General features: G+C 64.4%; 24 protein-coding genes. 9 read left to right on the top strand and 15 right to left on the bottom strand.

Going from position 1 to position 26599, the window contains the following annotated elements:
• Positions 1-15 precede the first annotated feature (15 nt).
• Positions 16-678: a hypothetical protein gene (locus DEM26_RS15115; protein ID WP_146194470.1), complete on the bottom strand. Its 663-nt coding sequence runs from the start codon at positions 676-678 to the stop codon at positions 16-18.
• 127 nt (positions 679-805) lie between these two features.
• Between DEM26_RS15115 and DEM26_RS15110 the strand changes: the two genes are divergently transcribed.
• Genes DEM26_RS15110 through DEM26_RS15095 form a run of 4 tightly spaced genes read left to right on the top strand, consistent with a single transcriptional unit; the run spans position 806 to position 6431 of the window.
• On the top strand, positions 806-1948 hold the full coding sequence (locus DEM26_RS15110; protein ID WP_109172758.1) for an AI-2E family transporter: 1143 nt from the start codon (positions 806-808) through the stop codon (positions 1946-1948).
• Positions 1949-1950: 2 nt separating this feature from the next.
• A complete protein-coding gene (locus tag DEM26_RS15105) occupies positions 1951-2625 on the top strand; it encodes a DnaA ATPase domain-containing protein (RefSeq protein WP_075775522.1) in 675 nt (224 codons plus the stop codon).
• A gap of 50 nt (positions 2626-2675) precedes the next feature.
• Entirely contained in the window at positions 2676-4841 is a 2166-nt protein-coding gene (locus DEM26_RS15100; protein WP_075775523.1) for an RNA degradosome polyphosphate kinase, read from the top strand.
• Positions 4842-4880: 39 nt separating this feature from the next.
• On the top strand, positions 4881-6431 hold the full coding sequence (locus DEM26_RS15095; protein WP_075775524.1) for a Ppx/GppA family phosphatase: 1551 nt from the start codon (positions 4881-4883) through the stop codon (positions 6429-6431).
• Here DEM26_RS15095 and DEM26_RS15090 read toward each other — a convergent pair.
• The 4 genes from DEM26_RS15090 to scpA form a co-directional block, all read right to left on the bottom strand.
• A complete protein-coding gene (locus DEM26_RS15090; RefSeq protein WP_233243136.1) occupies positions 6428-6856 on the bottom strand; it encodes an AAA+ family ATPase in 429 nt (142 codons plus the stop codon). The genes DEM26_RS15095 and DEM26_RS15090 overlap by 4 nt on opposite strands.
• 45 nt (positions 6857-6901) lie before the next feature.
• Complete coding sequence (locus DEM26_RS15085) at positions 6902-7909, bottom strand: endonuclease/exonuclease/phosphatase family protein (protein ID WP_109172757.1); 1008 nt, start codon at positions 7907-7909, stop codon at positions 6902-6904.
• Complete coding sequence (locus DEM26_RS15080; RefSeq protein ID WP_075775730.1) at positions 7909-8595, bottom strand: TerB family tellurite resistance protein; 687 nt, start codon at positions 8593-8595, stop codon at positions 7909-7911. The genes DEM26_RS15085 and DEM26_RS15080 overlap by 1 nt, the downstream gene beginning before the upstream one ends.
• Positions 8596-8803: 208 nt before the next feature.
• Positions 8804-10933: a methylmalonyl-CoA mutase gene (scpA, locus tag DEM26_RS15075; RefSeq protein ID WP_075775527.1), complete on the bottom strand. Its 2130-nt coding sequence runs from the start codon at positions 10931-10933 to the stop codon at positions 8804-8806.
• A gap of 378 nt (positions 10934-11311) precedes the next feature.
• Here scpA and DEM26_RS15070 point away from each other — a divergent pair, with 378 nt between their 5' ends.
• Positions 11312-11788 carry a DUF4174 domain-containing protein gene (locus tag DEM26_RS15070; RefSeq protein ID WP_109172756.1) on the top strand — a complete coding sequence of 159 codons (477 nt, stop codon included), beginning with the start codon at positions 11312-11314 and terminating at the stop codon, positions 11786-11788.
• A 98-nt stretch (positions 11789-11886) separates the two neighbouring features.
• Here DEM26_RS15070 and DEM26_RS15065 read toward each other — a convergent pair whose 3' ends face one another.
• The 5 genes from DEM26_RS15065 to DEM26_RS15040 form a co-directional block, all read right to left on the bottom strand.
• On the bottom strand, positions 11887-13890 hold the full coding sequence (locus DEM26_RS15065) for an acetyl-CoA carboxylase biotin carboxylase subunit (protein ID WP_088720265.1): 2004 nt from the start codon (positions 13888-13890) through the stop codon (positions 11887-11889).
• Positions 13891-14041: 151 nt separating this feature from the next.
• Positions 14042-14248, bottom strand: coding sequence for a hypothetical protein (locus DEM26_RS15060; protein WP_075775530.1), 207 nt, complete (start codon positions 14246-14248; stop codon positions 14042-14044).
• A 349-nt stretch (positions 14249-14597) separates the two neighbouring features.
• A complete protein-coding gene (locus DEM26_RS15055; protein WP_088723593.1) occupies positions 14598-14990 on the bottom strand; it encodes a hypothetical protein in 393 nt (130 codons plus the stop codon).
• An 895-nt stretch (positions 14991-15885) separates the two neighbouring features.
• Positions 15886-16407 carry a DUF6497 family protein gene (locus tag DEM26_RS15045; protein ID WP_233243134.1) on the bottom strand — a complete coding sequence of 174 codons (522 nt, stop codon included), beginning with the start codon at positions 16405-16407 and terminating at the stop codon, positions 15886-15888.
• 8 nt (positions 16408-16415) lie between these two features.
• Positions 16416-17948, bottom strand: a complete 1533-nt coding sequence (locus DEM26_RS15040) for an acyl-CoA carboxylase subunit beta (protein WP_109172754.1) — start codon at positions 17946-17948, stop codon at positions 16416-16418.
• A gap of 235 nt (positions 17949-18183) precedes the next feature.
• Here DEM26_RS15040 and DEM26_RS15035 point away from each other — a divergent pair, with 235 nt between their 5' ends.
• On the top strand, positions 18184-19578 hold the full coding sequence (locus DEM26_RS15035) for a helix-turn-helix domain-containing protein (RefSeq protein WP_075775533.1): 1395 nt from the start codon (positions 18184-18186) through the stop codon (positions 19576-19578).
• 61 nt (positions 19579-19639) lie between these two features.
• On the opposite strand, the gene DEM26_RS15030 is transcribed toward DEM26_RS15035, so the two are convergent.
• The gene (locus DEM26_RS15030) at positions 19640-19885 is read right to left on the bottom strand and encodes a YdcH family protein (RefSeq protein WP_075775534.1); all 246 of its coding nucleotides are present in this window, start codon (positions 19883-19885) and stop codon (positions 19640-19642) included.
• Positions 19886-19956: 71 nt separating this feature from the next.
• Positions 19957-20595, bottom strand: a complete 639-nt coding sequence (locus DEM26_RS15025) for a thermonuclease family protein (RefSeq protein WP_088720261.1) — start codon at positions 20593-20595, stop codon at positions 19957-19959.
• A gap of 79 nt (positions 20596-20674) precedes the next feature.
• Here DEM26_RS15025 and DEM26_RS15020 point away from each other — a divergent pair, with 79 nt between their 5' ends.
• On the top strand, positions 20675-21058 hold the full coding sequence (locus DEM26_RS15020) for a DoxX family protein (protein ID WP_075775536.1): 384 nt from the start codon (positions 20675-20677) through the stop codon (positions 21056-21058).
• A gap of 1 nt (position 21059) precedes the next feature.
• Here DEM26_RS15020 and betA read toward each other — a convergent pair whose 3' ends face one another.
• The 3 genes from betA to betI form a co-directional block, all read right to left on the bottom strand.
• On the bottom strand, positions 21060-22715 hold the full coding sequence (betA, locus tag DEM26_RS15015) for a choline dehydrogenase (RefSeq protein ID WP_109172753.1): 1656 nt from the start codon (positions 22713-22715) through the stop codon (positions 21060-21062).
• A 102-nt stretch (positions 22716-22817) separates the two neighbouring features.
• A complete protein-coding gene (gene betB, locus DEM26_RS15010) occupies positions 22818-24269 on the bottom strand; it encodes a betaine-aldehyde dehydrogenase (protein ID WP_075775538.1) in 1452 nt (483 codons plus the stop codon).
• Entirely contained in the window at positions 24266-24847 is a 582-nt protein-coding gene (betI, locus tag DEM26_RS15005; RefSeq protein ID WP_075775539.1) for a choline-binding transcriptional repressor BetI, read from the bottom strand. Before betI ends, betB begins: the two co-directional genes overlap by 4 nt.
• A gap of 118 nt (positions 24848-24965) precedes the next feature.
• Here betI and DEM26_RS15000 point away from each other — a divergent pair, with 118 nt between their 5' ends.
• Together DEM26_RS15000 and DEM26_RS14995 are read left to right on the top strand one after the other, a co-directional pair.
• Entirely contained in the window at positions 24966-25910 is a 945-nt protein-coding gene (locus DEM26_RS15000; protein ID WP_075775540.1) for a choline ABC transporter substrate-binding protein, read from the top strand.
• A gap of 35 nt (positions 25911-25945) precedes the next feature.
• Positions 25946-26587 carry a hypothetical protein gene (locus DEM26_RS14995; protein WP_109172752.1) on the top strand — a complete coding sequence of 214 codons (642 nt, stop codon included), beginning with the start codon at positions 25946-25948 and terminating at the stop codon, positions 26585-26587.
• Positions 26588-26599 lie beyond the last annotated feature (12 nt).

The raw sequence follows: 26599 nt of genomic DNA, 5'->3' as shown, positions 1-26599 counted from the left end.
CGTTGGGCAAGATGACTAACCGCGCAGGGCGACTTCGTAGCGCGGATCCCGTACCCAACCCTTCGTCTCTAGAGTGTTTGCTTGATGGCGGGAGAACTGCTCGCGCGGCAGATGGTAAGGGGTCGACGGGCGATGCCAGTATTCGAGCACCCTCAGCGGCACAGAATTCATTGTCGGCCCGGAACTGCAACAGTCTATATTGGGTGGGTCTCCGTAATGCAGGAGTTTCGCCTCAATGACCTCGGCAAGTCGCGCATGCTCTTCCCCCAGTTCCTTTTTTAGCCGAGGCGGTTGCATGTTTAGTTCAGAGAAGGCCACCTGAAATATCCGCTGGCAAGCTTGGCACCGGATCTCGGCCAAGGCCGTCTCCTTTGCATAGAAATTCGCCACCGAAAACGGCAAGAACCGCCCCCAACGCGGCACAGCATTTTCGTCGAACCAATCGGGTGGCGTGGCGATACGAGAAAGAATGTCTTTGTAATGGCAGTGCATCGATGCCTTCAAAATATTCCAACCTCTGAAGTATGGCGAGCCTAACGCGCTTTCCGGGCGCTCAAAAGTCTTCTCCCGAAGCAGAATGCCATCCCTCACGTCAATTCTCGGCGCGGGACCGCCCGCCCCGGACTGCGCAGAACCTTTCCCCGAAGCCCCGAACACGCCGCCACTGCGGATCGACACCGCGCCCCGCCTCACGCGCTCGCCGCTGAAGGCTTCCGTTGAAAGTCTTTCAAGACGCGATCCTAGCCTTGATTTCCTACCGCATTTCGCCACGTTAGAACGAACGCACCGCCGAGAAGGACCACGCATGGCCCTGCCTGCCCGCCAGCAAGTCACCTATTGGTCCGTCGCCGCCTTGGTGCTGGTCCTGTCGCTGTGGTGGCTGGGAAATGTCATCCTGCCGTTCATCATGGGCGGCGCGATCGCTTATTTCCTCGACCCGCTGGCCGACCGGCTCGAGAAGCTTAGCCTGAGCCGCGCGGCCTCCACCGCGATCATCGGGCTGGTGACGGTGCTGATCTTCGTGATCCTTGCACTGGCCGTGGTGCCGATGCTGGCGCGTCAGCTGGCGCAGCTGGTTGCGCTGGCGCCCGATCTTCTGTCGTCGTTGCAGGCCTTCCTGAACGAGCGGTTCCCCAACCTCCTGCAGAACTCGGTCGTGAACGACACGCTCAACAGCCTCGGCAGCGCAATCAAGGCGCGGGGCGGCGAGCTGGCGGCGACTCTGCTGAGTTCGGCGATGACGCTGGTCAACGTCGTCGTCTTCATCGTCGTGGTGCCGGTCGTGGCCTTCTACATGCTGCTCGACTGGGACCGGATGGTGGCCAAGATCGATGGCTGGCTGCCGCGCGATCACGTCCAGACGATCCGCACCATCGCGCGCGACATCGACCGGGTGCTTTCGGGCTTCGTGCGCGGCCAGGTCACGGTCTGCCTCGTGCTCGGCGGCTTCTACGCGATCGCGCTGATGGCGGCGGGGCTCGATTTCGGTCTGCTGGTGGGGTCGGTCGCCGGCGCGCTGACCTTCATCCCCTATATCGGAGCGATCATCGGCGGGACGCTCGCCATCGGCCTCGCGCTGTTCCAGTTCTGGGGCGAGTGGTTCAATATCGGCATCGTGGCAGGCATCTTCGTGCTCGGCCAGTTTCTCGAAGGCAATTTCGTCACTCCCAAACTCGTGGGCGATTCGGTCGGGCTGCATCCGCTCTGGCTGATCTTCGCGCTGTCCGCTTTCGGCACTTTGTTCGGTTTTGTGGGCATGTTGGTCGCCGTTCCCGTCGCTGCGGTGATCGGAGTGGTTGCGCGCTTCTTCATCGACCAATATCTGCAAGGGGCGCTTTACCGAGGGCAAACGGAGCGCGAGCCAACAGCCCATCCGCCGATCTCTCTGATCAACGAGGAGACCGGAGAAGTGACGGGCGCGACCGAGACGACCGAACACGAGAACTGAGAATGGCCGAGCAGTTGACCTTCCCGCTTCACCTGCGTTCCGCGCAGGGGCGTGAAGACTTCTTCATCTCCCCAGCCAATGCGCTGGCGGTGACGACCCTCGACGCGCCCGAAACATGGCCGCTGGGCCGGATGATCCTGATCGGGCCGGAGGGCGCGGGCAAGACGCATCTCGCGACGATCTGGGCCGACGAACAAGGCGCGGAGATTCTGCCCGCCCGCAATCTCACCGAAGATATGGCCCCCGCGCTGGTCGCCAAGGGCGCCGCCGTGATCGAGCGGGCCGAAACGCTCGGCGCCGACGAGGCGGGGCAACGCGCGCTCTTTCACCTGCACAACCTGATGCAGGCCGAAGGCGGGCGGCTTCTTCTGACCGCGCGCACACCGCCCCGCGACTGGGGATTGAGCCTGCCCGACCTGATCAGCCGGATGGAAGCGACGGCGACGGTGCGCATCACGCCGCCTGATGACGCGCTGCTGGCGGCCGTTCTGGTGAAGCTGTTCTCCGACCGGCAACTGACCGTGCCGCCAAACCTGATCGGCTGGCTGGTGACGCGGATGGACCGCTCTCTCGCGACCGCGCGCAAACTGGTCGCGGCGCTCGATCGGCAGGCACTCGCACAGCGCCGCGCGATCACGCAAAGACTAGCCGCCGAGGTTCTGGACAGTCTCGATTGAGCCGCGCAAACTGTCATGGAGCCATTACAAAATCCAACGATAAGCGCGCCATGACCCAAGCAGATTTCCTCAAGACCCCCTTCCCCACGCCGATCACGCTGCCCGAGGCGGAGATCAGCGGCCCCGGTCGTTTCTTCAACCGGGAACTGAGCTGGCTGGCGTTCAACTGGCGGGTTCTGGAAGAGGCGCGCAACCCGCGTGTGCCGCTGCTGGAGCGCGTGCGTTTCCTTTCGATCTCGGCCACCAACCTCGACGAATTCTACACCGTGCGCGTCGCGGGCCTGATGGAGCTTGTGCGCGAGAGCAACGTGAACCCCTCCGATGACGGGCTCACCCCCGCCGAGCAGCTGGAGAAGATCAACGCCAACGCGCGGCGGTTGATGGACACGCAGCAGGCGACGTGGTCAGCGCTCAAGCGCGAGATGGATCACGAGGGTATCCATGTCGTCACCCGCTCGCGTCTGACCAAGCGCGATCTCGACTTCCTGTCGGATCACTTCCTCAACAACGTCTTCCCGGTGCTCTCGCCGCTGGCGATCGACCCGGCCCACCCTTTCCCTTTCATCCCGAATACCGGCTTCTGCCTCGCGCTGGAACTGGAGCGCGAAAGCGACCAGCGCCGGTTGCAGGCGCTGCTGCCGATCCCGGCCCAGATCGACCGCTTCGTGCGCCTGCCGGGCGAGGCGCGGTTCCTGCCGCTCGAGCAGCTTCTGATGCTGCATCTGAGCTCGCTCTTCCCGGGCTACAAGGATGTGGGCTCGTGCTCGTTCCGGGTGCTGCGCGACAGCGATCTGGAAGTCGAGGACGAGGCCGAAGACCTCGTGCGCGAGTTCGAGACCGCGCTGAAGCGCCGCCGCCGCGGTCAGGTCATCCGCATGTCGGTCTCGCCGGGCGCGCCGGAAGACCTGCAGGCGCTGGTGATGCGCGAGTTGCATGTCGATCCCGAAGAGGTGGTCGAGGAAAAGGGCCTCGTGGGCATCGCCGATGTGAAGGAACTGATCCTCGGCGAGCGCCCCGATCTGCTCTGGCCGCCCTTCATGCCGCGCGTGCCCGAACGCGTGCAGGACCACGAGGGCGACATGTTCGCCGCGATCAAGCAGAAGGATATCCTTCTGCACCATCCCTACGAGACCTTCGATCTGGTGGTGCGCTTCATCGATCAGGCGGCGAACGACCCGAACGTGCTGGCGATCAAGCAGACGCTCTATCGGACGTCGAAAGACAGCCCCGTCGTGTCGTCGCTCTGCGAGGCGGCGGAGAATGGCAAATCCGTGACCGCGCTCGTGGAGTTGAAGGCCCGCTTCGACGAGGCCGCCAATATCCGCCAGTCGCGGCGGCTGGAGCGCGCAGGCGCCCATGTCGTCTACGGGTTCATCAACTACAAGACCCACGCCAAGATCTCGACCGTGGTGCGCCGCGAGGGCGACCATCTCGTGACCTATACGCATTACGGCACCGGCAACTACCACCCGATCACGGCGAAGATTTACACCGATCTGAGCTTCTTTACCTGCGATGCCGCGCTCGGGCGCGATGCGACCAAGGTCTTCAACTACCTCTCGGGCTATGTGCAGCCCGAGGGTCTCGAAAACATCGCGATCTCGCCAATCACGCTGAAGCCGCGCCTGCTGCAGTTGATCGACCGCGAGATCGAACACGCCAAGGCGGGAAAACCCGCCGCGATCTGGGCGAAGATGAATTCGCTGATCGAATCCGACGTGATCGACGCGCTCTACAAGGCCTCGCAGGCGGGGGTGAAAATCTCTCTCGTGATCCGCGGCATCTGCGGCATCCGCCCCGGCATCAAGGGCCTGTCCGAGAATATCCGCGTGAAATCCATCGTCGGGCGGTTCCTCGAACACTCGCGCATCGTGTGCTTCGGTAATGGCCATGCCCTGCCGTCGAACGACGCGCGCGTGTTCTTCTCCTCCGCCGACTGGATGGGGCGCAACCTCAACCGCCGGGTGGAGACGCTGGTCGAGGCCAAGAACCCCACGGTGAAGGCGCAGATCGTCAGCCAGATCATGGCGGCGAACATGGCCGACGAGGCGCAAAGCTGGATTTTGCAGCCCGACGGCAAGTTCATCCGCCACCTGCCCGACGACCGCGAGGACCTGTTCTCCTGCCACCGGTTCTTCATGGAATACCCCTCGCTCTCGGGCCGCGGTTCCGCTGGGGCAAGCGATGTTCCCGAACTTGCCCATAGCTTCGACTAGCCCTAGCTTTGGGGTCGAACGACTCGAACGGACGGGCACATGAGCAAAGACAAAGCGGCGCCGGCACTCGATGACAGCGACGATTGGGACCCGTTCGGCCAACCTCTCTTCGACGATCCGTCCGTGCGCGCGCTCTCGCGCGTCGGCGTCGTCGATATCGGCTCGAACTCGATCCGGATGGTGGTGTTCGACGGCGCGGCGCGCAGCCCGGCCTATTTCTTCAACGAGAAGGTCATGGCGGGTCTCGGTCAAGGTCTCGCAGAGACTGGCCAGCTGAACCCCGAGGGGCGCGAGCGCGGCCTGATCGCGCTCAAACGCTTTGCCGCGCTCGCCGAAGGGATGGAGATCGGCCCGCTCACCTGCGTCGCGACCGCCGCGATGCGCGACGCCGAGGACGGCCCTGAGTTTCACCGCAAGATCGAGAAAGAGACCGGCCTCAAGGTCCATATCGTCGACGGGCTCGAAGAGGCGCGCCTCTCCGCGCAAGGGGTGCTACTTGGCTGGCCCGAGGCCGAAGGCCTCGTCTGCGATATCGGTGGCAACTCGATGGAATTGGCCGAGATTCGCGGCGGCAAGGTCTGGCGCCGTGCCACCTCGCAGCTCGGCCCCTTCCGCCTGCAGCAGATCGCGGGCGGCAAGAAGGCCATCACCGCGCATATTCAGGCGACGATGCAGGAGTTGGCCGAGAAGGTCGGGACCGAGCATGAACGCATCTACCTCGTCGGCGGCTCGTGGCGCGCCATCGCGCGTCTCGACATGGAACGGCGCGACTATCCGCTGCTGGTGATGCACGAATACCGGATGAAGCCCGACGAGCTGGGCGAGACGATCGACTGGATCGGCAAGTCCGACCTCGAGAAGCTGCGCGCCAATACCGGCACCTCCGCCGCGCGGATGGAACTGGTCCCGCTCGCGAGCCAGGTGCTGCGCGAGTTGATCGCGACCTTCCAGCCCAAGGAGATCGACGTCTCCGCCTACGGGATCCGCGAAGGGCTGCTTTACGAGCAGATGCCCGAACGCCTGCGCCGCCGCGATCCGCTGGTGGAGGCCGCGCGCCATACCGAGCGCGTGATGAGCCGGATGCCCGGCTTCGGCAAGAAGCTCCACGCCTTCATCGAGCCGATCTTCGGGCCGCTCCCACCCGAGAAATTCCGCCTCGTGCGCGCGGCCTGCCTGCTGCATGACACGACGTGGCGCACCCATCCCGATTACCGCGCCGAGGCCTGTTTCGAGAACGTCACCCGAGCGAACTATTCAGCGATGTCCCACCCCGAGCGGATCTGGCTCGGCGTGGCGCTCTTGCACCGCTACAAGAACTCGCGCAACGGCTCGCGGCTGGAGCCGTTCCTGCCGCTGCTGACCGAGGAGCAGATCCAGGAGGCGGAAGTTCTGGGCAAGGCGATGCGCTTCGGCGCGATGTTCGCGACCCACAGCCCCGCCGATGCGGGCGAGTTGAAATATTCCGCCAAGAAGGGCGTTTTGGAGCTGAAGCTGACCAAGCGCGGCAAGGCGCTGATGGGCGAGGTCGCCGAGTCGCGCTTCCGCTCGCTCGCGGGCGCGCTGAAGGCAGATCCGATCATCACGGATTAAAGCTCGATCCCGCCCTCCGGGATCTCAATCGGCCCGCCTTGCTCCGGGTCGTCTTTTTGCGGCGCATCCCCCGGCGGCTCGGTCATCAGGGGCGGCGGCGGCGGTGCATCCGGGTCGCGCCGCATGATGATATCGCCATTGGGCAGCCGCTCGGGCGCGCCGTAATTCGCCATATCGTCGACCAGCGCGAGGAACTGGCGCAGCTTCGGCCCCAACTGGGCCGCGGCCTCGCCCAAGCCTTTCTGCATTTCGTCGAGCTGCGGCTTCATCTCTCCCATCAGCCCGCGAAACAGCGTCTGCGCCCCTTCCTGCAACAAGGAGAACCCGCGATCGACATCGCCGCCAGCGTCGGCCCCTTCATCCTGCGCGGAGACGGGCGTGGCCAGAAGGGCGAACGAGAGAGCGATGACGAGCGGCTGTTTCATGGCTCCGATCCTACGCGGAAGCGGGACGAAAATCACGCCCCTCGCTCAATCGATATCGACCGAGACGGGAAAATGATCGGAGGCCTGCAACAGCGCCTCGCGCAGCTCGGGCACGCGGTAGATATGCGGATCGTCGAACGGGTGCCAGATTCTCCACGCCGTCGCCCGCGCCGCCAGATCGGGTGAGAGCATCACGTAATCCAGCATGGCCGAGAAATACTGCTTCTGATCCACGAGATAGAACCGCGCGGAACTGGGCGCGGCGGCCGTATGATGGGCTTTCGACAGCCGCGCATGCGGGTCGCGGAGGCGCACCGCGTCGGGCCCACCCTCGCCCGCGACGATCTCGACGCCCGAGCGCCCGAACAGCTTCTCGTACTCGTCGAGCCCCGGACCGTCGTTGAAATCGCCGAGCACGATCAGGCTGTCGCCCGCCGCCAAATGCTCCTCCACGCGGCCCCGGATCCAGATCGACTGTGCCAGCTGCTTGCGCCGGTTCTCGATCGCCATGCGGGTCGCTGTCTCCAGGCTCGTCGCGCCATGCGGAGCTTTCGACTTCACATGCACGCCGATCATCCGCATCACCTCCCCGGACCGCGCCCCCAGAACGACTTCCAGGGGCGGCTTGGAAAAGGTGACCGTATCCATCCGCGCATCGATATCGAGGTCGATCCGGAGACTGCCGTCGAAACGCGGCCACGCCTCCGAGCTTTGCGGATCATGCCGCGCCGTCACGACATCGGGGTCGTAGAGCAACGCCAGTTCCTGCTGTGTGTCGTTGGAAAAGCCTAGAAGCGCGCGCCGCTGACGCAGCCCGAAGCGCTCCGCAAAGGCTTCGAGCATATCGACCGTCTTGTGGCGGTGGTTGTCGTCGGGCGCCTCGACCACTAGAAGCACATCGGCCTCCAGCGCGCTCATCACTATCGCGATCGCCCCGGTCTGCTGGCTGCGCGTCACACTGTAGCGCGCCGACCACTGATCATCGTCGAGAAGCGCCCCGTTGCGATCGAAAAGGCTGTTGAACCACTCGATATTCCAAGTGGCGATCCGCATCAGGCGTCCGCATGGCTGGCGCGGATTTCCTCCCAGGCCTTGTTGAGCGCGATCACCCGCGCCTGCGACAGCTGCACCGCCTCTTCCGGCAGGCCGCGCGCAATCGCCCGGTCGGGATGGGCCTCGCGCACCTTGTTGCGCCAGACCTTGCGTACTTCGGGAAGCGGCGTGCCCGGTTCGACCTCGAGCACCGACCACGGATCGGGATCGGCATCCTCCACGAAGGCGGAGCGCATCGCACGGAAACAGCATTCCTCCAGCCCGAAGATCCGCGCGACTTCCAGCAGGAAGGCATCCTCGCCCTCGTGGTAATCGCCATCGGCCAACGCGATGAAGAACAGCCCTTCCAACACGTCTTTCAGCACGTCCGCGCCGGGACCAAACATGTTGGCGATCTTGCGGGCATAGGCGTCGAAGCCCGCCACATCGGTGCGCGCCATGTTGAAGACGCGCGCGGCATTGGCTTCCTCTTCCGGCGGGATCTGGAAGATGCGCCGGAACGCCGCGACCTCGTCGCGTGTCACCTGCCCATCCGCCTTTGCCATCTTCGCACCGAGTGCGATCACCGCGATGGTGAAGGCGACAGAACGCTCCGGCGGCTGGCGCAGATTGTCGAAAACGGTCGACAACGCCTCGCCCCGCCCGAGAGCGGAGAGTGCTTGCGCGATGCGCGACCAGAGAGAAATGGGCCTGTCCATGGTTCAAGTTTAGCCGCGCTGCGGCGGAAATGCACCCGCGCAAATCCGGCCTGTGATTAATTCGTTGTAATATTTTGAATGAACGGCGGCGCGCAGAGTTCCCCCGCGCGCCGCTTAAGACCGATCAAGGTCGAAGTTCGGGCTTGACCAAATATCCCGGGGGGCGCGTCAGCGCGGGGGCAGAGCCCCCTCGCCCTCAGGCCCGCGCCTGCCGCACGATGTCGAGAATTTCGCGCGCGGCCAGCGGGATATTGGTCCCCGGCCCGAAGATCGCCTTCACGCCCGCCTTCTTGAGGAAGTCGTAATCCTGCTGCGGGATCACGCCGCCGCAGATCACGATGATATCCTCGGCGCCCTTCTCTTTCAGCGCCGCGATCAGCTTCGGCGCGAGGGTCTTGTGCCCCGCCGCCTGCGACGAAATCCCGACCACGTGGACATCGTTGTCGATCGCATCCTGCGCGGCTTCTTCCGGCGTCTGGAACAGTGGGCCCACATCGACGTCGAAGCCGATATCGGCAAAGGCCGTCGCGATCACCTTGGCGCCGCGGTCGTGGCCGTCCTGACCCATCTTCACCACCAGCATCCGCGGGCGGCGGCCCTCTTCCTCGGCGAAGGCCTCAACGTCCTTCTGGATCTGCGCGAAGCCCTCGTCGCCGTCATAGGCCGCGCCATAGACACCTGCGAGCGTCTTCACCTCGGCGCGGTGACGTCCGAACACCTTTTCCATCGCCATTGAAATCTCTCCCACAGAGGCCCGGGCGCGTGCAGCTTCCACCGCCGCTTCGAGCAGGTTGCCACCTTCAGAGGCGCGGCGCGTCAGCTCGGCCAGCGCCGCCTCGCAGGCTGCCTCGTCGCGGCTTGCGCGCATCTTCTCGAGCCGCGCGATCTGGTTGTCGCGCACTTTCGCGTTGTCGATGTCGAGGATATCCAGCTCATCCTCTGTCTCGCGGCGATACTTGTTCACACCGACCACGACATCCTCGCCCCGGTCGATCAGCGCCTGACGCCGGGCGGCCGTTTCCTCGATGCGCAGCTTGGGCATGCCCGAGGCCACGGCCTTCGTCATGCCGCCCATCTCCTCGACTTCCTCGATCAGCTCCCAGGCCTTCTCGGCCAGTTCCGCCGTGAGGCTCTCGACGTAGTAGGAGCCCGCCAGCGGATCGACCACATTGGTGATCCCCGTTTCTTCCTGCAGGATCAGCTGCGTGTTGCGCGCGATCCGGGCCGAGAACTCGGTGGGCAGCGCAATTGCCTCGTCGAGCGCATTGGTGTGCAGCGACTGCGTGCCGCCCAGCGCTGCCGACATCGCCTCGTACGCCGTGCGGATCACGTTGTTATAGGGATCCTGCTCCGCCAGCGAGACGCCCGAAGTCTGGCAGTGCGTGCGCAGCATCGAGCTTTGCGGCTTCTTCGGCTCGAACTCTTCCATGATCCGGCTCCACAGCAGGCGCGCCGCGCGCAGCTTGGCGGCCTCCATGAAGAAGTTCATCCCGATCGCGAAGAAGAAGCTCAGACGGCCTGCGAACTTGTCGACATCCATCCCCGCCTTGATCGCCGTGCGCACGTATTCGCGCCCGTCGGCCAGCGTGTAGGCCAGCTCCTGCACGAGGTTCGCGCCGGCCTCCTGCATGTGGTAGCCCGAGATCGAGATCGAGTTGAACCGCGGCATCTCGTTCGAGGTGTATTCGATGATATCCGCGATGATCCGCATCGAGGGCTCGGGCGGATAGATGTAGGTGTTGCGGACCATGAACTCCTTGAGGATGTCGTTCTGGATCGTGCCCGACAGAACGCTGCGGTCATGGCCCTGCTCTTCGCCGGTGACGATGAAGTTGGCGAGGATCGGGATCACCGCGCCGTTCATCGTCATCGAGACCGAAATCTGATCGAGCGGGATGCCGTCGAACAGGATCTTCATGTCCTCGACGCTGTCGATCGCGACACCCGCCTTGCCGACATCGCCCTCGACGCGCGGGTGATCGCTGTCATAGCCGCGGTGGGTCGCCAGGTCGAAGGCCACCGACACGCCTTGCTGCCCGGCGGCGAGCGCCTTGCGATAGAATGCGTTCGACTCCTCGGCGGTCGAGAAGCCCGCATATTGCCGGATCGTCCACGGACGGCCCGCATACATCGTGGCGCGCGGTCCGCGCGTGAAGGGCGACAGGCCCGGCATGGTGCCCAGATGGTCGAGCCCCTCCACGTCCTCTTCGGTGTAAAGCGGCTTGACCGCGATCCCTTCGAGCGTGTTCCAGGTCAGGTCCTCGAACGGCCTGCCACGCAGTTCCTTCTCGGCGAGCTTGCGCCAGTCCTCTTTCTTGTCCGTCATGGCCAAATCCTTCTTCCACTGTCGCCGCGGCGGGTGTCTTCCCCGCATCTTCGGCCGTCATTTCCACGAAATTCAGTCCCGGCGGCGCGTGGCGCAGCCCGGTCATATGTCCCAGATCGCGGGTGTCCATACGCGCACGGCACCCTATCGAAAGGCATCCGGCGCGCCTCGCCCGCCTCCGGTGCGCCGGCGTTTCGCGTATCCGCTTCCCACGACAGCAGGCCCAAGCGGCACCCCGCCGCACGCCCCGCCCCCCGGCGCCAGTCGGCACCGCTGTTCCTAGCGGCGCGCTTAAAGGCCGCATTTCGCGAAAATTCGTAGCGCCCGCCATGGTGCGAGAGGTCCGCCGCGCATATATCTGGAACGAGAGAGGAGCCCATGACCCGTCTATTATCCCTTGGACTCGCTGCATTTCTTGCGCTGACGCCCTTTGCGGCCGCAGCCCAGGACAGCACCGTCAATCTTGCCGTGGCAGAGCCCGAGGTCACGCCCCCCTTCGCGCCGGTCGATGGGGCGGACGCGGATCTGGATGCACTCGTCTGGCAGAAGCGGCCCATCGTGGTCTTCGCCGACAGCCCGCTCGACCCGGCCTTCAAGGAACAGATCCGGTACCTCGAAGACCATTGGTCGGAACTGGCCCAACGCGACGTCGTCGTCATCACCGACACCACGCCCGATCCGGCGAGCGACGTGCGGCGCAAGCTGCGCCCGCGCGGGTTCTCCCTCGTCATCATCGCGAAGGACGGCACGGTGAACCTGCGCAAGCCCGCCCCGTGGGATGCGCGCGAGATCATCCGCTCGATCGACAAGATGCCGATCCGGCGCGACGAGATCCGCGAAGAGCGCGGTTTCTGACCACATCCCCGCACACCACCGCGCGCCAATAGATCGTGCCCCGCCATGGCGGGGTGAGCCGGTCGCCCGGCCTCCCTATGCCACGGCGCGGGCGTCACTTATTCGAACTCCATGATGATGTCGTCGACGGCAAGGCTCGCGCCCGCCTCGGCGTTGATCTTCTTCACGATGCCCTTCTTCTCGGCGCGCAGAATGTTCTCCATCTTCATCGCCTCGACAGTGGCCAGCGGCTGACCCTCCTGCACTTCCGCGCCTTCCTCGACCGAGATCTTCACGACGAGACCCGGCATCGGGCAGAGCAGGAATTTCGACGTATCCGGCGGCAGTTTCACCGGCATCAGTTGCGCAAGCTCGAACTGGCGCGGCGTGCGGACATGGACCTTCAGATCGGCGCCTCGCACCCGGATGCGGAAGCCCATCGGGATCTTGCCGACCTTCAGGACCAGCGGCGCACCGTTCACGGTCAGTTCGGCCAGCGGGTCGCCCGGGGTCCAGTCACTCTCGACGCGCATCTCTTCGCCATCCTCGAAGACGATGGTGGAGCCGTTGCGATCCGCATTCACCTTCAGCTTGAAATCTTCATCCTGCAGCGAGACCGCCCAATCCACGCCGACCTTGCGCTCGTGATTGCCGAGCGTGCCGGAGATCTTCGTGCGCCGAATCTCGGCCACGCGCTCCATCGCCGCCGTGGCCGCCGCGACCTTGCGCAGCATCCCCTCGTCGAGCGTGACGCCCGCGAACCCCTCGGGATATTCCTCTTCGATGAAGGCGGTGGTGATGTTGCCGGAGGTGAAGCGCTCGTGATCCATCACCGCGGCGCAGAACGGCAGGTTGTGACCGATGCCTTCCACCTCGAACTTGTCGAGCGCGAGGCGCATCTCTTCGATGGCCGCGTCGCGGGTCTCGCCCCAGGTGCAGAGCTTGGCAATCATCGGATCGTAGAACATCGAAATCTCGCCGCCCTCGAAGACGCCGGTATCGTTGCGCACGATGCCGCCCGACGCGGTCTTGCCTTCCACCGGCGGACGGTAGCGGGTCAGACGCCCGATAGAGGGCAGGAAGTTGCGGTAAGGATCTTCGGCATAGAGGCGGCTCTCGATCGCCCAGCCGTTGATGCCGATATCTTCCTGCTTCATCGGAAGCTTCTCACCGTCGGCCACGCGGATCATCTGCTCGACGAGGTCGATGCCGGTGATCAGTTCGGTGACCGGGTGTTCCACCTGAAGACGGGTGTTCATCTCGAGGAAGTAGAAGTTCTTCTCGCCATCGACGATGAATTCCACCGTGCCCGCGCTGCAGTAATCCACCGCTTTCGACAGGGCGACGGCCTGCTCGCCCATCGCCTTGCGGGTCTCGGGGTCGAGGAAAGGCGACGGCGCCTCTTCGATGACTTTCTGGTTGCGGCGCTGGATCGAGCATTCACGCTCGTTCAGATAAACGCAGTTGCCGTGCTTGTCGGCGAGCACCTGAATCTCGATGTGGCGCGGCTGGGTGACGAATTTCTCGATGAAGATGCGGTCGTCGCCGAAGCTGTTCGCGGCCTCGTTCTTCGACGACTGGAAGCCCTCGCGCGCTTCTTCGGCGTTCCACGCGATGCGCATGCCTTTACCGCCGCCGCCAGCGGAGGCCTTGATCATCACCGGGTAGCCGATCTCGTCGGAGATCTTCACCGCTTCATCGGCATCCGCGATCAGCCCCATGTAACCGGGCACGGTCGACACGCCGGCCTCTTTCGCGAGCTTCTTCGAGGTGATCTTGTCGCCCATCGCCTCGATCGCGCCCGAGGGCGGGCCGATGAAGGCGACGCCCTCTTTTTCCAGCGCCTCGGCGAATTTCTTGTTCTCCGACAGGAAGCCGTAGCCCGGGTGAACCGCTTCGGCGCCGGTCTGGCGGATCGCATCCATGATCTTGTCGATCACGATATAGGATTGGTTCGCGGGCGGCGGACCGATATGCACCGCCTCGTCGGCCATCTGGACATGTAGCGCCTGCGCATCGGCATCGGAATAGACGGCGACCGTCTTGATCCCCATCTTCTGCGCCGACTTGATGACGCGGCAGGCGATCTCGCCACGGTTAGCGATCAGGATTTTCTTGAACATGTCAGGCCCTTCCCTTCCGGTGCGGGAGGGGCATCCCCCGCCCCGCGTGTCGTGTTCATGATGTGAGACAAAAGAAAAACCGCCACCGGGGCGAGCAGCGCCGATGGCGGTCGGATAGCGATCGGGCGCGGACAGAGCCGCGCGGATGTGCTTAGTAGGAGCGCTGGCAGACGCCGGCGTCGTCGCAATAGGTGCCCGCGAGCGCGCCGAGAGCCGCACCGGTGAGCGCGTTGTTGTCGGTCGCGTCCGCGATGATCGCGCCGCCGGCCGCACCGGCGAGGGCGCGCTGACCGTCGGTTTGCATGCAGCCTGCGAGGGCGAGACCGGCAAGGAGAAGAAGGATCGGGGTTTTGCGCATGGGAAACTGCCTCCAATAGCGGTTATGATTGGACGCGAGTTTATCGCGGCCCCGTGAAAAGCCAACGGCGAAAACGCGAGGTCCGACCCCATCGGCGAGCTATCGCCACTGCCCTTCAAATCTCTGCAGGCAGCCCCTTGACCTTCCGAAGGAAAAAACTGCGGCCCGACCATAAGATCAGGCCGCAGGAATAGGGAAGGGGTAGGGATATTACACAAGCCGCGGGTGTTGGGGACAGTACGGCTTGCCCCCTCAATGTGACTGCGCATATCGCGGATTGCAAAGGCGAAATCCCTGCAATTCCGAGATTCGGCGGCATGCCGCCATTTCGCGCAGGACATCAGCGAAATCATGCCCAATCCTCATCCTCGTCATCGTCGAAGGTGAAGGCGTCGGGATCGGCGAAGACCTCCGGGAAGGAGGCTTGAGCGCGTTTCACGTCGATCTTGAGAAGCGCCTCGTAGCTTTCGGGGTCGAACGGGTCCTCGGCAGGCACGACTTCGCGCCCGAAGAGCCAGCTCAACCGGCCCGCATCGAGATTGCCGCGCTCGAACGGCTCCTCGCCGAAATGCGCCCAGAGCGCGGCCATGAAGCCCGCATCGGCCTTGCGATCGGCATGACCGCGATCGGCGTAGCGTTCACGCCGAATGATCTTCGTCGCGCCCTTCTTGTTGGCCCGGCGAATGGTGAATTGATAATCCGTCGAGGGTAGCCGCGACGGGAAACCGCGATGCTTCAGCATGACGCGCCCTCCGCTTTGAAGTTGCTGGGACGGCGCGCGCTGAGTTTCTGCGTTACGCCTTCATTATTGACCCGTTGGGGTCTGGTTCCCGCCGGTCGGGTCCCTGCTAGGCGTCGGCTGGCGCTCGCTCGAGCCACCGCGCTGCTCGGGGACGCATTGCGCCGGTCGCTGCGTTGTCGCTGCCACCGCCGTCTCGAACGGTCCGCATTGCAGCGGACAGTCGGGCACGGAAGCCGGGTATTGCGAGTCGACGAGCCGTCCGGTCGGTCGGCAACTGCTGCCGCTTGCGACGGGACCGCCATATTTGCCGGTATAGACCGGTTCCACGGTGACAGGCGCAGGCTCCGGCTTGGGCGCACAACCCACAAGCAGAGCCGCACAGGCGACGGCGCCCAGAGAAATTCGGCCCATTTCACTCTCCCCCATTCTGTTATCGAATGGCTAAGAGCGTATTCCCGAAGGGAAATTTCCGCTAGGTAACCGTATGGCGTATTGCAAAACGCCACCCTCTCGGCAGGGATCGTGGGGGCAAGGCGGTGGCTGCCGCCCTGCCCCGCACGCAGATCACTTGTACTTGCCGGTATAGGTCGGCTCGGTAGTGACGGCCACCGGCATCGGCTCGGGCTTGGGCGCGCAGGCTGCGACGAAGGCCACGAGGCCAAGCGCGATGAGAGCTTTCGACATGTCGTTCTCCTGTCCAGGGGGGCGCGCGCCCCGATCTGGGCGAGGTTCGGCACGACCCGTTTCAACGCGGGGACCGAAATCGCTTTCCCCAAGGGCAGGTTAGCCCGCAAATCCCGCTCACGAAAGCGCGATCTTGCCGTGAGCGTCCGCACAAACGCGCGCTCCGGCATCCTGCCTTCCAAGCTGTGATCTGCGGGTCTGGCCACGGCCATCAGAAAAACTCCCAAACGCATTTTCCATCCTCGACGGAAAAGCTGTCGAAATATTGCACCACCTCTGGGGCGGCTTCGCCGAACGGCACGATCTGGTCCGACAGGCTCACCATCACCTGTGCGGGCTCCGGACCGGGCTGCGGCAGGCGCGGCACCACCCACCCGTTGCACAGCGCCTCGATATCCTTCAGCGCGATATCGGAGGAGATCGGGCTCGGCCCTCCGATCTGCGGCGCGAGGAAGCGGAAGCGATAGGTCAGCCCGTCCGGTCCGGCCTCGTTGTGGATCACGTCGACCCACCAGACCTTCTGCCCGGACGGTACCGGGATCGCATCGCCCTTCGTCCCCTCCGGCCCGTCGCCGGGCCCCAGATCCTCCCCCAGGTTGCCCGGATGCATGACCGCACCGTAATCGGGCACTGGCGTCACCTCCCGGAGCTCTTGGGCGGGCGCCGGAGACGCCAGCGCCAGCCCGGCGAGAGCGCCGGGCAAGAGCGTCGCGATCCTCGACCTGCCCGTCATGCGCCTCCTCAGAGCGGGATGTTATCGTGCTTCTTCCACGGGTTGGACAGCTTCTTCGAGCGCAGCGCCGCGAAGGCGCGGGCCACCCGGCGACGCGTCGAACGCGGCTGGATCACCTCGTCGATGAAACCCTTCTCGGCCGCCACGAACGGGTTCGCGAAACGGTCCTCGTAATCGGCGGTGCGCTTGGCGATCTTCTCCTGGTCACCCAGTTCCGAGCGATAGAGGATTTCGACCGCACCCTTCGCGCCCATCACCGCGATTTCCGCAGTCGGCCAGGCGTAGTTGAAATCGCCGCGCAGGTGCTTGGAGGACATGACGTCATAGGCGCCACCATAGGCTTTGCGGGTGATAACCGTGACCTTCGGCACGGTCGCCTCGCCATAGGCGAACAGCAGCTTCGCACCGTGCTTGATGACGCCGTTATATTCCTGGCTCGTGCCCGGCAGGAAGCCCGGCACGTCGACCAGCGTCAGGATCGGGATTTCGAATGCGTCGCAGAAGCGCACGAAGCGCGCGGCCTTGCGGCTGGAATCGATATCCAGACAGCCCGCCAGCACCATCGGCTGGTTCGCGACAACGCCGACCGTCTGACCTTCCAGACGGATGAAGCCAGTGATGATGTTGCCCGCGAAGTCCTTCTGGATCTCGAAGAAATCGCCCTCGTCGGAGATCTTCAGGATCAATTCCTTCATATCGTAGGGGGTGTTCGCGTTCGAGGGCACCAGCGTGTCGAGCGACGCCTCGATCCGGTCCACCTCGTCGAAGAAGGGCCGCACGGGCGCCTTCTCGCGGTTCGAGAGCGGCAGGAAGTCGATCAGGCGTCGGGTCTCGAACAGCGCCTCGACGTCGTTCTCGTAGGCGCCATCGGCGACCGAGCTTTTCTTGGTGTGGGTCGCGGCCCCGCCAAGCTCCTCGGCCGTCACCTGCTCGTTCGTAACCGTCTTCACCACGTCGGGGCCGGTGACGAACATGTAAGACGTATCCTTCACCATGAAGATGAAGTCCGTCATCGCGGGCGAATAGACCGCACCGCCGGCGCAGGGCCCCATGATGAGGCTGATCTGCGGCACGACGCCCGAGGCCATGATGTTGCGCTGGAACACGTCCGCATAGCCTGCAAGCGACGCCACGCCTTCCTGAATCCGCGCCCCGCCCGAATCGTTGATGCCAATCACCGGCGCGCCGTTCTGGACCGCCATATCCATGATCTTGCAGATCTTCTCGGCGTGGGTTTCCGACAGCGAGCCACCGAAGACGGTGAAATCCTGGCTGAACACATAGACCATGCGCCCGTTCACGGTACCCCAGCCGGTAACGACGCCGTCGCCATAGGGCTTGCTCTCTTCCATCCCGAAATCGGTGCAGCGATGGGTCTTGAACATGTCGAACTCTTCGAAAGAGCCCTCGTCGAGCAGCAATTCGATCCGCTCGCGCGCGGTCAGCTTGCCCTTCTTGTGCTGCGCCTCGATGCGTTTCTCGCCGCCACCAAGGCGGGCTTCGTCGCGCCGATGCTCCAGCTCCTTCAGGATGTCTCTCATGAGGGTCCTCCGCATAATTTCTCGGCACCCTATTCTGAAGGCAACAATCTTACAAAGGGGATTCGAGAAAATTTGCAAATTATTGGCAAGCATGCGATAGCGAATTGCATAACTGCGAAGCACGCTACCGATCGCAGACCATCCGCGATTGATCCAATGACGCCGGCTCAGAACCGGCAAAATTTGACGCAGGATTTTTGCAAAGCTAAAAATCTCTTTGCAAAAGGAGGGGCAGATGGCGACTCAGAAACTCTATGCCGGCGTGAAACTGCGCGAAACCCGCACGCGGCTCGGCCTGACCCAGAAAGCCTTCGCCGAGCGGCTCGGCGTGTCGCTGCCCTATCTCAACCAGATGGAGAACAACCACCGCCCGGTCTCGGCGCAGGTCGTGCTGGCGCTGGCGAGCGAATTCGGCCTCGACGTGACCGAACTTTCGGCGGGCGATGCGGAGCGGCTGGTCTCGGACATGCGTGAGGCACTGGCCGACCCGATCTTCTCCGACGGCGCGCCGCCCTTGGCCGATCTGCGGCTCGCGGCCTCCAACGCCCCTGCACTCGCCCGGTCCTTCCTCGAACTGCACCGCGCCTACCGCCAGACCCATGAACGCCTCGCCTCGCTCGACGAAGCCCTGGGCCGCGAGGGGGCACAGACGGTGGTCTCCCCCTGGGAAGAGGTCCGCGACTTCTTTCACTATTGCGACAATTACATCGACGCCGTCGATCGTGCCGCCGAACGCTTTTCCTGTCGTGATGGCAAGCGGTTGGAGCCCATTCCTCATGCCATCGATACCCTCGCGAAACGCGGTCTCGACGTGCAGTTCTCCGACATTTCGCAACTGCGCGAGCGCGACGGCAACCGGCTTCTGATCAACGCCCATGCGGGCCGCCCGACGCAGGCCTTCCAATTGCTGCACCAAGTGGCGTTGCTGACCCAGAACGACTTGCTGGATGCGACGCTCGACCTCGCGCGCTTCCAATCCGACACGGCCCGGGCGATCGCCAAGATCGGGCTCGCCAACTACTTCGCGGGCGCGGCGCTGCTGCCTTACCGCCCCTTCCTCGAAGCGGCGCAGGACACCCGCCACGATTTGGAGCGACTTTGCGACATCTTCACCGCCTCGATCGAGCAGGTCGCCCACCGTCTCTCGACCCTGCAGCGCCCCGGCGCGAAGGGTATTCCCTTCTTCTTCGTCCGCGTCGATCAAGCCGGCACCATCACCAAGCGCCACTCTGCCACGCGACTACAATTCGCCCGATTCGGTGGCGCCTGCCCGCTCTGGAACGTCCACCAAGCCTTTGAAACTCCGACTAAATTCCTGCGCCAACTCGCAGAGACCCCCGATGGCGTTCGCTATCTCTGCCTCGCGCGCGACGTCTCGAAATCGGGCGGCAGCTTCACCGCGCCAGTCCGCCGCTACGCGATCTGTCTGGGCTGCGAGGTGAGCCACGCTAAGGGGCTCGTCTATGCCGACGATATGGAGCTCGGCAATCCCAAGGCCTACCAGCCGATCGGGATCTCTTGTCGAATCTGCGAGCGTAAGGATTGCCACCAGCGCTCGGTTCCGCCGCTGGAACGCCGCCTGCATGTCGACCCCGACCATCGCGGCCTTCTGCCCTACGACATCGCATAGAAAAACGCCCCGGGGCCGAAGCCCCGAGGCGTCCCACCAAAATCACTCGTTACCATACAACTCAGGCGTCGGCGGTACCCAGCATCCGCGCGATCTCATCCTTCACCGCGGCGCGTTGCTTGCGCAGGTCGGTCTCGGCGAGGCTGTCCATCGGCTCCACATTCGTCTCGGCCCGGTGCACGCGATCGTTCAGCGTGTCGTAATCGTCCAACAGCTTTGCAAAATGCGCGTTGGAGATTTTCAACTCGTGGATCCGATCGAGTTTCGTTGGGAATTCGTCTTGCAGCGTGTGCGGCGTATTGGCCATGTCGCTCCCTTTCCTTGCTGTCGGACCGACATTAGGCCACCGCGACTGGCGCCACCTTGATGCGCATCAAGTCAGCCGCCTGCGCGACGCCATCCGGCCGCTTTTGCCGCAGCCTCGGTGCAAAACCATCGCTCGCCCTTGGCGGTATTGATCCGCGTCGCGGCATAAGAGCCCGTGCCCGGCAGATGATAGAGCCGCCCGCGCTTGGAAATATTGCCCTTGATCGCGCAATTACCCGGCGGGGTTTGTACCTTGGTCGCGGCGCGGACCGCTGCTGGGCGCCTTGCTTCGCCCTGCCAGATGCCGAGACCCGCGCGGCGCGCGCGCTCCTCCTGCCCGACATAATCGAGCGCGTATCTTCGGTAAGCGAAGGCTGCGCCGCGGGCCACCATCTCGGCGTTGAGATCGCGCCCGCCGGCGCGGCAAATAGCGATCAGCCGCCCGTAGCGATCCTGCTCGTGACCCGAGCACCGCACTCCCCGCCCCGCGAGCCGCTGCAGTTCCGCCGTCGCGGCCTGTCCACAAGCCCAGCGCACGCCTTGCGTCGTCTTGCAGCTTTGCTTCGCCTCCGGCGCGTCGATGCCGAACAGCCGCACCCGCGTATTCGCAACCACCAGCGTATCGCCATCGACGACGCGTGGAATGCCCGTGACCGTCGCCGCGAAAACGGGCGAGGCGATGAGAACCAGAAGTGAACAAAGCCTTAACATTCCCTAGATATCGGTGGGACTGATCTCGCACGCAACAGATTTCGTAGCTGAAAGGTAAACCGAAACTTGGGAGCCCCGCATGTCCGACGCGCTCAACCTGATCGGCCGCATCCTGATCGCGCTGCTGTTCCTCGGCGGCGCGGCGCAGAAAGTCAGCGACCCGCGGATGGTGCAGGAAATGATCGGCTGGCTTGGCCTGCCCGGCTGGCTGGTCTGGCCCGTCGCGCTGTTCAACCTGATCGCGGCGCTTGGCCTGATCTTCGGCCCGAAGGTGCGGGCCTGGGCACTCATCCTCGCCGCCTATTGCATCTTCACCAGCTGGTTTCACTGGCAGCTGCGCGCCGACCCGTGGCAGGTGACGATCTTCGTGAAGAACTGGGCGATCGCGGGCGGGCTCTTGATCCTCGCGGCGCAGGGGCCGGGGCGCTATGCCCTCAGCCTCCCGCGCCGCGAAGGCCGCTAACTCAGCGCTGCGCCACCTGCCAGTTCGGCGCCACCCACGGCTCGAGGTTCTCGCGTGCGAGCGGTGCCCGGCCCAGCAGGTGATCGGCCATCTTCTCGCCCACCATGATCGAGGGCGCGTTCAGGTTGCCGTTGGTGATGCGCGGGAAGACCGAGCTGTCGGCGACCCGCAGCCCCTCGACCCCGATCACGCGGCCTTCCGGATCGACGACGGCACTCGGATCGTCCGCCGCCCCCATCTTCGCAGTGCCACAGGGGTGATAGGCGCTCTCGGCATGTTCGCGGATGAAGGCGTCGATCTGCTCATCCGTCTCCACGTCGGCCCCCGGCTGGATCTCGTGCTTCACATGGGCGGCCATCGGCGCTTGCGCAAAAATTTCCCGGGTCAGCCGCACGCATTTGCGGAATTCGGCCCAGTCGTCGGGATGGCTCATGTAGTTGAACTTGATCTCGGGCTTGGCCTCGGGATCGCCCGAGCGCAGCCGGATATGGCCACGCGACTTCGAACGCATCGGCCCGACATGTGCCTGAAAGCCGTGCCCCTCGGCGGCGGCCTTGCCGTCATAGCGCACCGCGATCGGCAGGAAGTGATACTGGATGTCCGGGTAGTCGATCCCGGCCTCCGACCGGATGAAGGCGCAGCTTTCGAACTGGTTCGACGCGCCGAGCCCGCTTTTGGTGAAAAGCCATTGCGCGCCCACACGGGCCTTGCCGTAGAGGTTCCAGTATTTGAACAGCGTCACCGGCTGTTTCGCGGCGAATTGCATGTAGATCTCAAGGTGATCCTGCAGGTTGCCGCCCACCCCGGGACGATCCGCCAGCACCTCGATGCCATGCGCACGCAGATGCTCTGCCGGGCCGACACCCGAGAGCATCAGAAGCTTCGGCGTATTGATCGAACTTGCCGCCAGCACGACCTCGGACGTCGCGCGGACCACCTCGATCTGCCCCTTGCGCTTGATCTCGACGCCGACGGCCTTCTTGCCATCGAAGACGACGCGCCGCGCCAGACCACGGACGATCCGCAACTTGCCGGTCTTGAGCGCGGGGCGCAGATAGGCATTGGCCGCCGACCAGCGTCGCCCTTTGTAGATCGTGGCCTCCATCGGCCCGAAGCCTTCCTGCTGCCGGCCGTTGTAATCCTCGGTCACCGGATAGCCCGCCGCCGCGCCCGCAGCGACGAAGGCATCGAACAGCGGGTTGGAGCGCGGCCCGCGGGTCACATGCAGCGGCCCCGAGCGGCCACGCCATTCGGTCTCTTCGCCGCCGTGCCAATGCTCCATCCGCTTGTAATAGGGCAGCACATCGGCGTAGCCCCAGCCGCGCGCGCCGCTTTCTTCCCAATGGTCGAAATCGCGCGCGTGGCCCCGGACATAGACCATGCCGTTAATGCTCGACGAGCCGCCCAGCACCTTGCCGCGCGGGGTCGCCAGACGGCGTCCGCCCAGATGCTCTTCGGGTTCCGACTGAAAGCCCCAGTCGTAGATCCCCATATTCATCGGATAGCTCAACGCGCCGGGCATCTGGATGAACGGCCCGGCATCCGAGCCGCCATGCTCGATCACGACCACGTCGCGGCCCGCTTCCACGAGCCGGTAAGCCAGCGCCGAGCCACCCGAGCCTGCGCCTACGATCACATATTCTGCCGAAACACTCATATCTTCCCCTTGGCGGAAAATCCCGGGGGGCGCCGGTTGGGCGCCATCGGTCCGAGGACCAACCGGCGACGGGCAGCGCCCCCAACCTCCCCAAATTCAAATTCAGTACGGGCTCTCGACCGGCCCCATGCCGACATAGACGGATTTGAGCTGCGTATAGTGCTCCACCGCCGCGCGCGAATTCTCGCGCCCGAAGCCCGATTGCTTCACCGCGCCGAAGGGCATTTCCACCGGCGTCAGGTTGTAGGCGTTGATCCAGGTCGTACCCGCCTGCAGCTGGCTCACGACACGGTGGCCGCGCGCCAGATCGCCGGTGAACACACCCGCGGCGAGGCCGAACTGCGTGTCATTGGCCCGCGCGATCGCCTCTTCCTCGGTCTCGAAATCCAGCACGGACATGACCGGGCCGAAGATTTCTTCCCGCGCGATGGTCATATCGTCGGTGACATCGGCGAAAACGGTGGGCTGCACGAAAAGCGGCCCCTCATTGCCTGCCGAGCCGCCGCAGACCAGTCGCGCGCCTTCGGATTTCGCGCTCTCGACATAGGACATCACCTTGTCGAACTGCGCCTTCGAGATCAGCGGACCGAATTGCGTCGCCTCGTCCAGCGGATCGCCCGCGACAATGGTTTCCGCGCGCTCTTTCAGACGGGCGAGGAATTTCTCCTTGATGCCCTTCTGCACGAAGACTCGCGTCCCGTTCGAGCAGATCTGACCCGAGGAATAGAAATTCCCCAGCATCGCCGCGCCGATTGCGCTTTCGATATCGGCATCATCAAAAACGATCATCGGGGATTTGCCGCCAAGCTCCATCGTGACGTGCTTCATGCCCGCCGATGCCGCCTGATAGACTTTCTGACCCGTCGGGACCGACCCGGTCAGCGAGACTTTCGCGATACGCGGATCGGTCGAGAGCGCCGCCCCTACCGGGCCGAAGCCCTGCACCACGTTGAAGATACCCGCGGGCATCCCGGCTTCGATGAAGATCTCGGCGAGCTTCAGCGCGCCCAGCGGCGTCATCTCGGAAGGTTTGAACACCATCGCGTTGCCGGTCGACAGCGCAGGCGCGGATTTCCAGCAGGCGATCTGGCTGGGATAGTTCCACGCGCCGATCCCTGCGCAGACGCCCAGCGGCTCGCGGATCGTATAGGCGAAATCGCCGCCCAGCGGCATCGTCTCTCCGGTCAGCGTGGGCGCGAGACCCGCGAAATACTCCAGCGCCTCGGCGCCCGAGGGCCAGTCGGCCTCGCGGGTTTCCTGAATGGGCTTGCCGGTGTCGAGCGTTTCCAGCAGCGCCAGTTCCTCACCGCGCTCGCGGATGATCGCGACGGCACGGGTCAGGATACGGCCCCGCTCGACCGGGCGCAGCGCGGCCCAGTCCTTCTGCGCCTCAACCGCCCCCGAAATCGCGGCGTCGATCACCGCAGGGGTCGCCGCATGCAGCTTGGCGATCACCTCGCCGGTGCCGGGATAGGTGACGATCAGCTCGTCGCCGTCCGTATCTTCCATCCAGTCGCCATTGACGAAATGGCTTGCTTTCGGCTGTGCCCTCATTGGTGGACCTCCAATTCCTTTTCCAGATGCGCCAGCACCAGTTCGCAGGCGGCCTCGCGGTCGGGCTCGCCCGCGACAAGCGCCGCGCGGATGTAGACGCCGTCGATCATCGCGCCCAAACCCTCGGCCACGGAGCCAGCGCGGTCGCCGACCAGCGGCCGCAGCCCGTGCATGAGGTTGGAGCGCAGACGGCGCTGATAGATATGCAGCAGGCGCCGCGCTTCGGCGCTCGACTGCGCGAGAACGTAGAAGTTCAGCCACGCGGCGATCGCCTCGTGACGGAACGAGCCCGCCGCGAAAGAGCCCATCACAACTGCGCGAACACGCTCGTGCGGGGAATGCGCCATCGCCATCGCACCGCGCACTTCGGCCCCGTAAATCGAAAGGATCGAGCGCATCGCGGCGAGGAAAATCCGGTCTTTCGACCCGAAATAATGGTGCGCCAGCGCCGAGGACATGCCCGCGCGCCGGGCGATCTGCGCGACCGTCACGTCGAGCGACCCCGCCTCGCCCACTGTCTCAATAGTCGCTTTGACCAAGGCTGCGCGCCGTATAGGCTCTGCTCCAAGCTTCGGCATGTGATCGGCCTCCTTCCGGGTGGCTTGCTTGCATGTCGAGCTAGAACATGTTTATTGACTCGTCAATCAACAACCGCATCCCGCGGTTTTTCTTAACGCTGCACAGGGAGAAAAAAGCATGAAACTTCGTTCCACGCTCCTCGCACTGGGGGCCGCGCTCTCGTTCGGACTGGCAGGCACCGCGCCCGCTCAGGCCGCCGATTGCTCGAAAGTGACCTTCTCCGATGTTGGCTGGACCGACATCACCTCGACCACCGCGGTCGCGACCACCATCCTCGAAGCGCTCGGCTACGAGACCGACACCAAGGTTCTCTCGGTTCCGGTGACCTACGAGGCGCTGTCGAAAGGCGACGTCGACGTGTTCCTGGGCAACTGGATGCCCTCGATGGCCGCCAACGTCGATCCCTACACCAAGGACGGCACCGTCGAGACGCTCGGCACCAACCTGACCGGCGCGAAATACACGCTGGCGACCAACCCCGCTGGCGCCAAGCTCGGCATCAAGGACTTCTCCGACATCGCCAAGCACGCCGACGAGCTGGACAACCAGATCTACGGCATCGAGCCGGGCAATGACGGCAACGCGCTGATCCTCGACATGATCGACAAGGACGCGTTCGGCCTGAAGAACTTCGACCTGAAGGAAAGCTCCGAGCAGGGCATGCTCGCGCAGGTCGCGCGTGCCGACAAAGCCGACAAACCGATCATCTTCCTCGCGTGGGAACCCCACCCGATGAACTCCAACTTCGACATCACCTACCTGTCGGGCGGCGATGACTTCTTCGGCCCCGATTACGGCGGTGCGACGGTCATGACCAACGTTCGCGCGGGCTATGTCGACGAGTGCCCGAACCCGGGCAAGTTCGTCTCCAACCTCAAGTTCACCCTCGCGATGGAAAACGAGATCATGGGCAAGATCCTCGACGATGGCGAGGATCCCAAGGCGGCCGCGAAGGAATGGCTCAAGGCCAACCCGGACAGCTGGAAGCCCTGGCTCGACGGTGTGACCACGAAGGACGGCGGCGACGCGCAGGCAGCGGTCGAGAAAGCGCTGAACTCGTGAGCCTTCGGGCGCAATATTCGCGCGGGCGGCAGGGCATGGCCCTCCGCCCCCGCTTCCCCTCGGTCCGCGCCCTCACCGGCGCGGCCCTTCTCTTCGCGGGGATGTTGAGCGCGCCCGTAACCCCGGCGCGCGCCGCCGATTGCCCGGAGGCCGAGGCCCTGCACGCGGCGGGCGTCACGCTCACCCGCAACGCCCCGAAAATGGCGCAGGCCTATCGCTACGAAAACGGCACGCTGACCTCCTACCGGGTCGACGATCCCGAGCTCGGCCGCCCGCCCAAGCGCGAGCGCTACGACCATCCGCTGGCGGTGAGCCTGCAGGAAATGGACGGGCGCAGTTTCGCGCTCATCTACGACGAGGACCCCGCGCGGCTCGACCAACTGCCGCAGCTGGGCAACTGGCGCACTCCGGTGACGCTGAAAGTCGACGGCGAGACCAAGGATCGCGGCACCATCTCCTACGCCTATCGCGGCCCCGGCTCGGTGCTGATCGGCGCGTGCCGCTACGATGTCTGGCAGGTCGTCGAACGGATCGCGATGGGCAAGCTGCGCACCGCCTTCCTCAAGGAATTTTCCCCCAAGGCCGGGCTGGTCCTGCGCGTGACCAAGCTCGACCCCGAAACCGGCAAGGCGCAATCGCAAGTCGCCTTCGACCGCATCGAAACGCGCCAGAAATAACAACTCGCAAGG

The sequence above is a fragment of the Thioclava sp. NG1 genome, assembly GCF_003122275.1.
GTDB classification, from domain to species: Bacteria; Pseudomonadota; Alphaproteobacteria; order Rhodobacterales; family Rhodobacteraceae; genus Thioclava; species Thioclava nitratireducens.
This window is presented reverse-complemented; position numbering and strand designations above follow the sequence as displayed.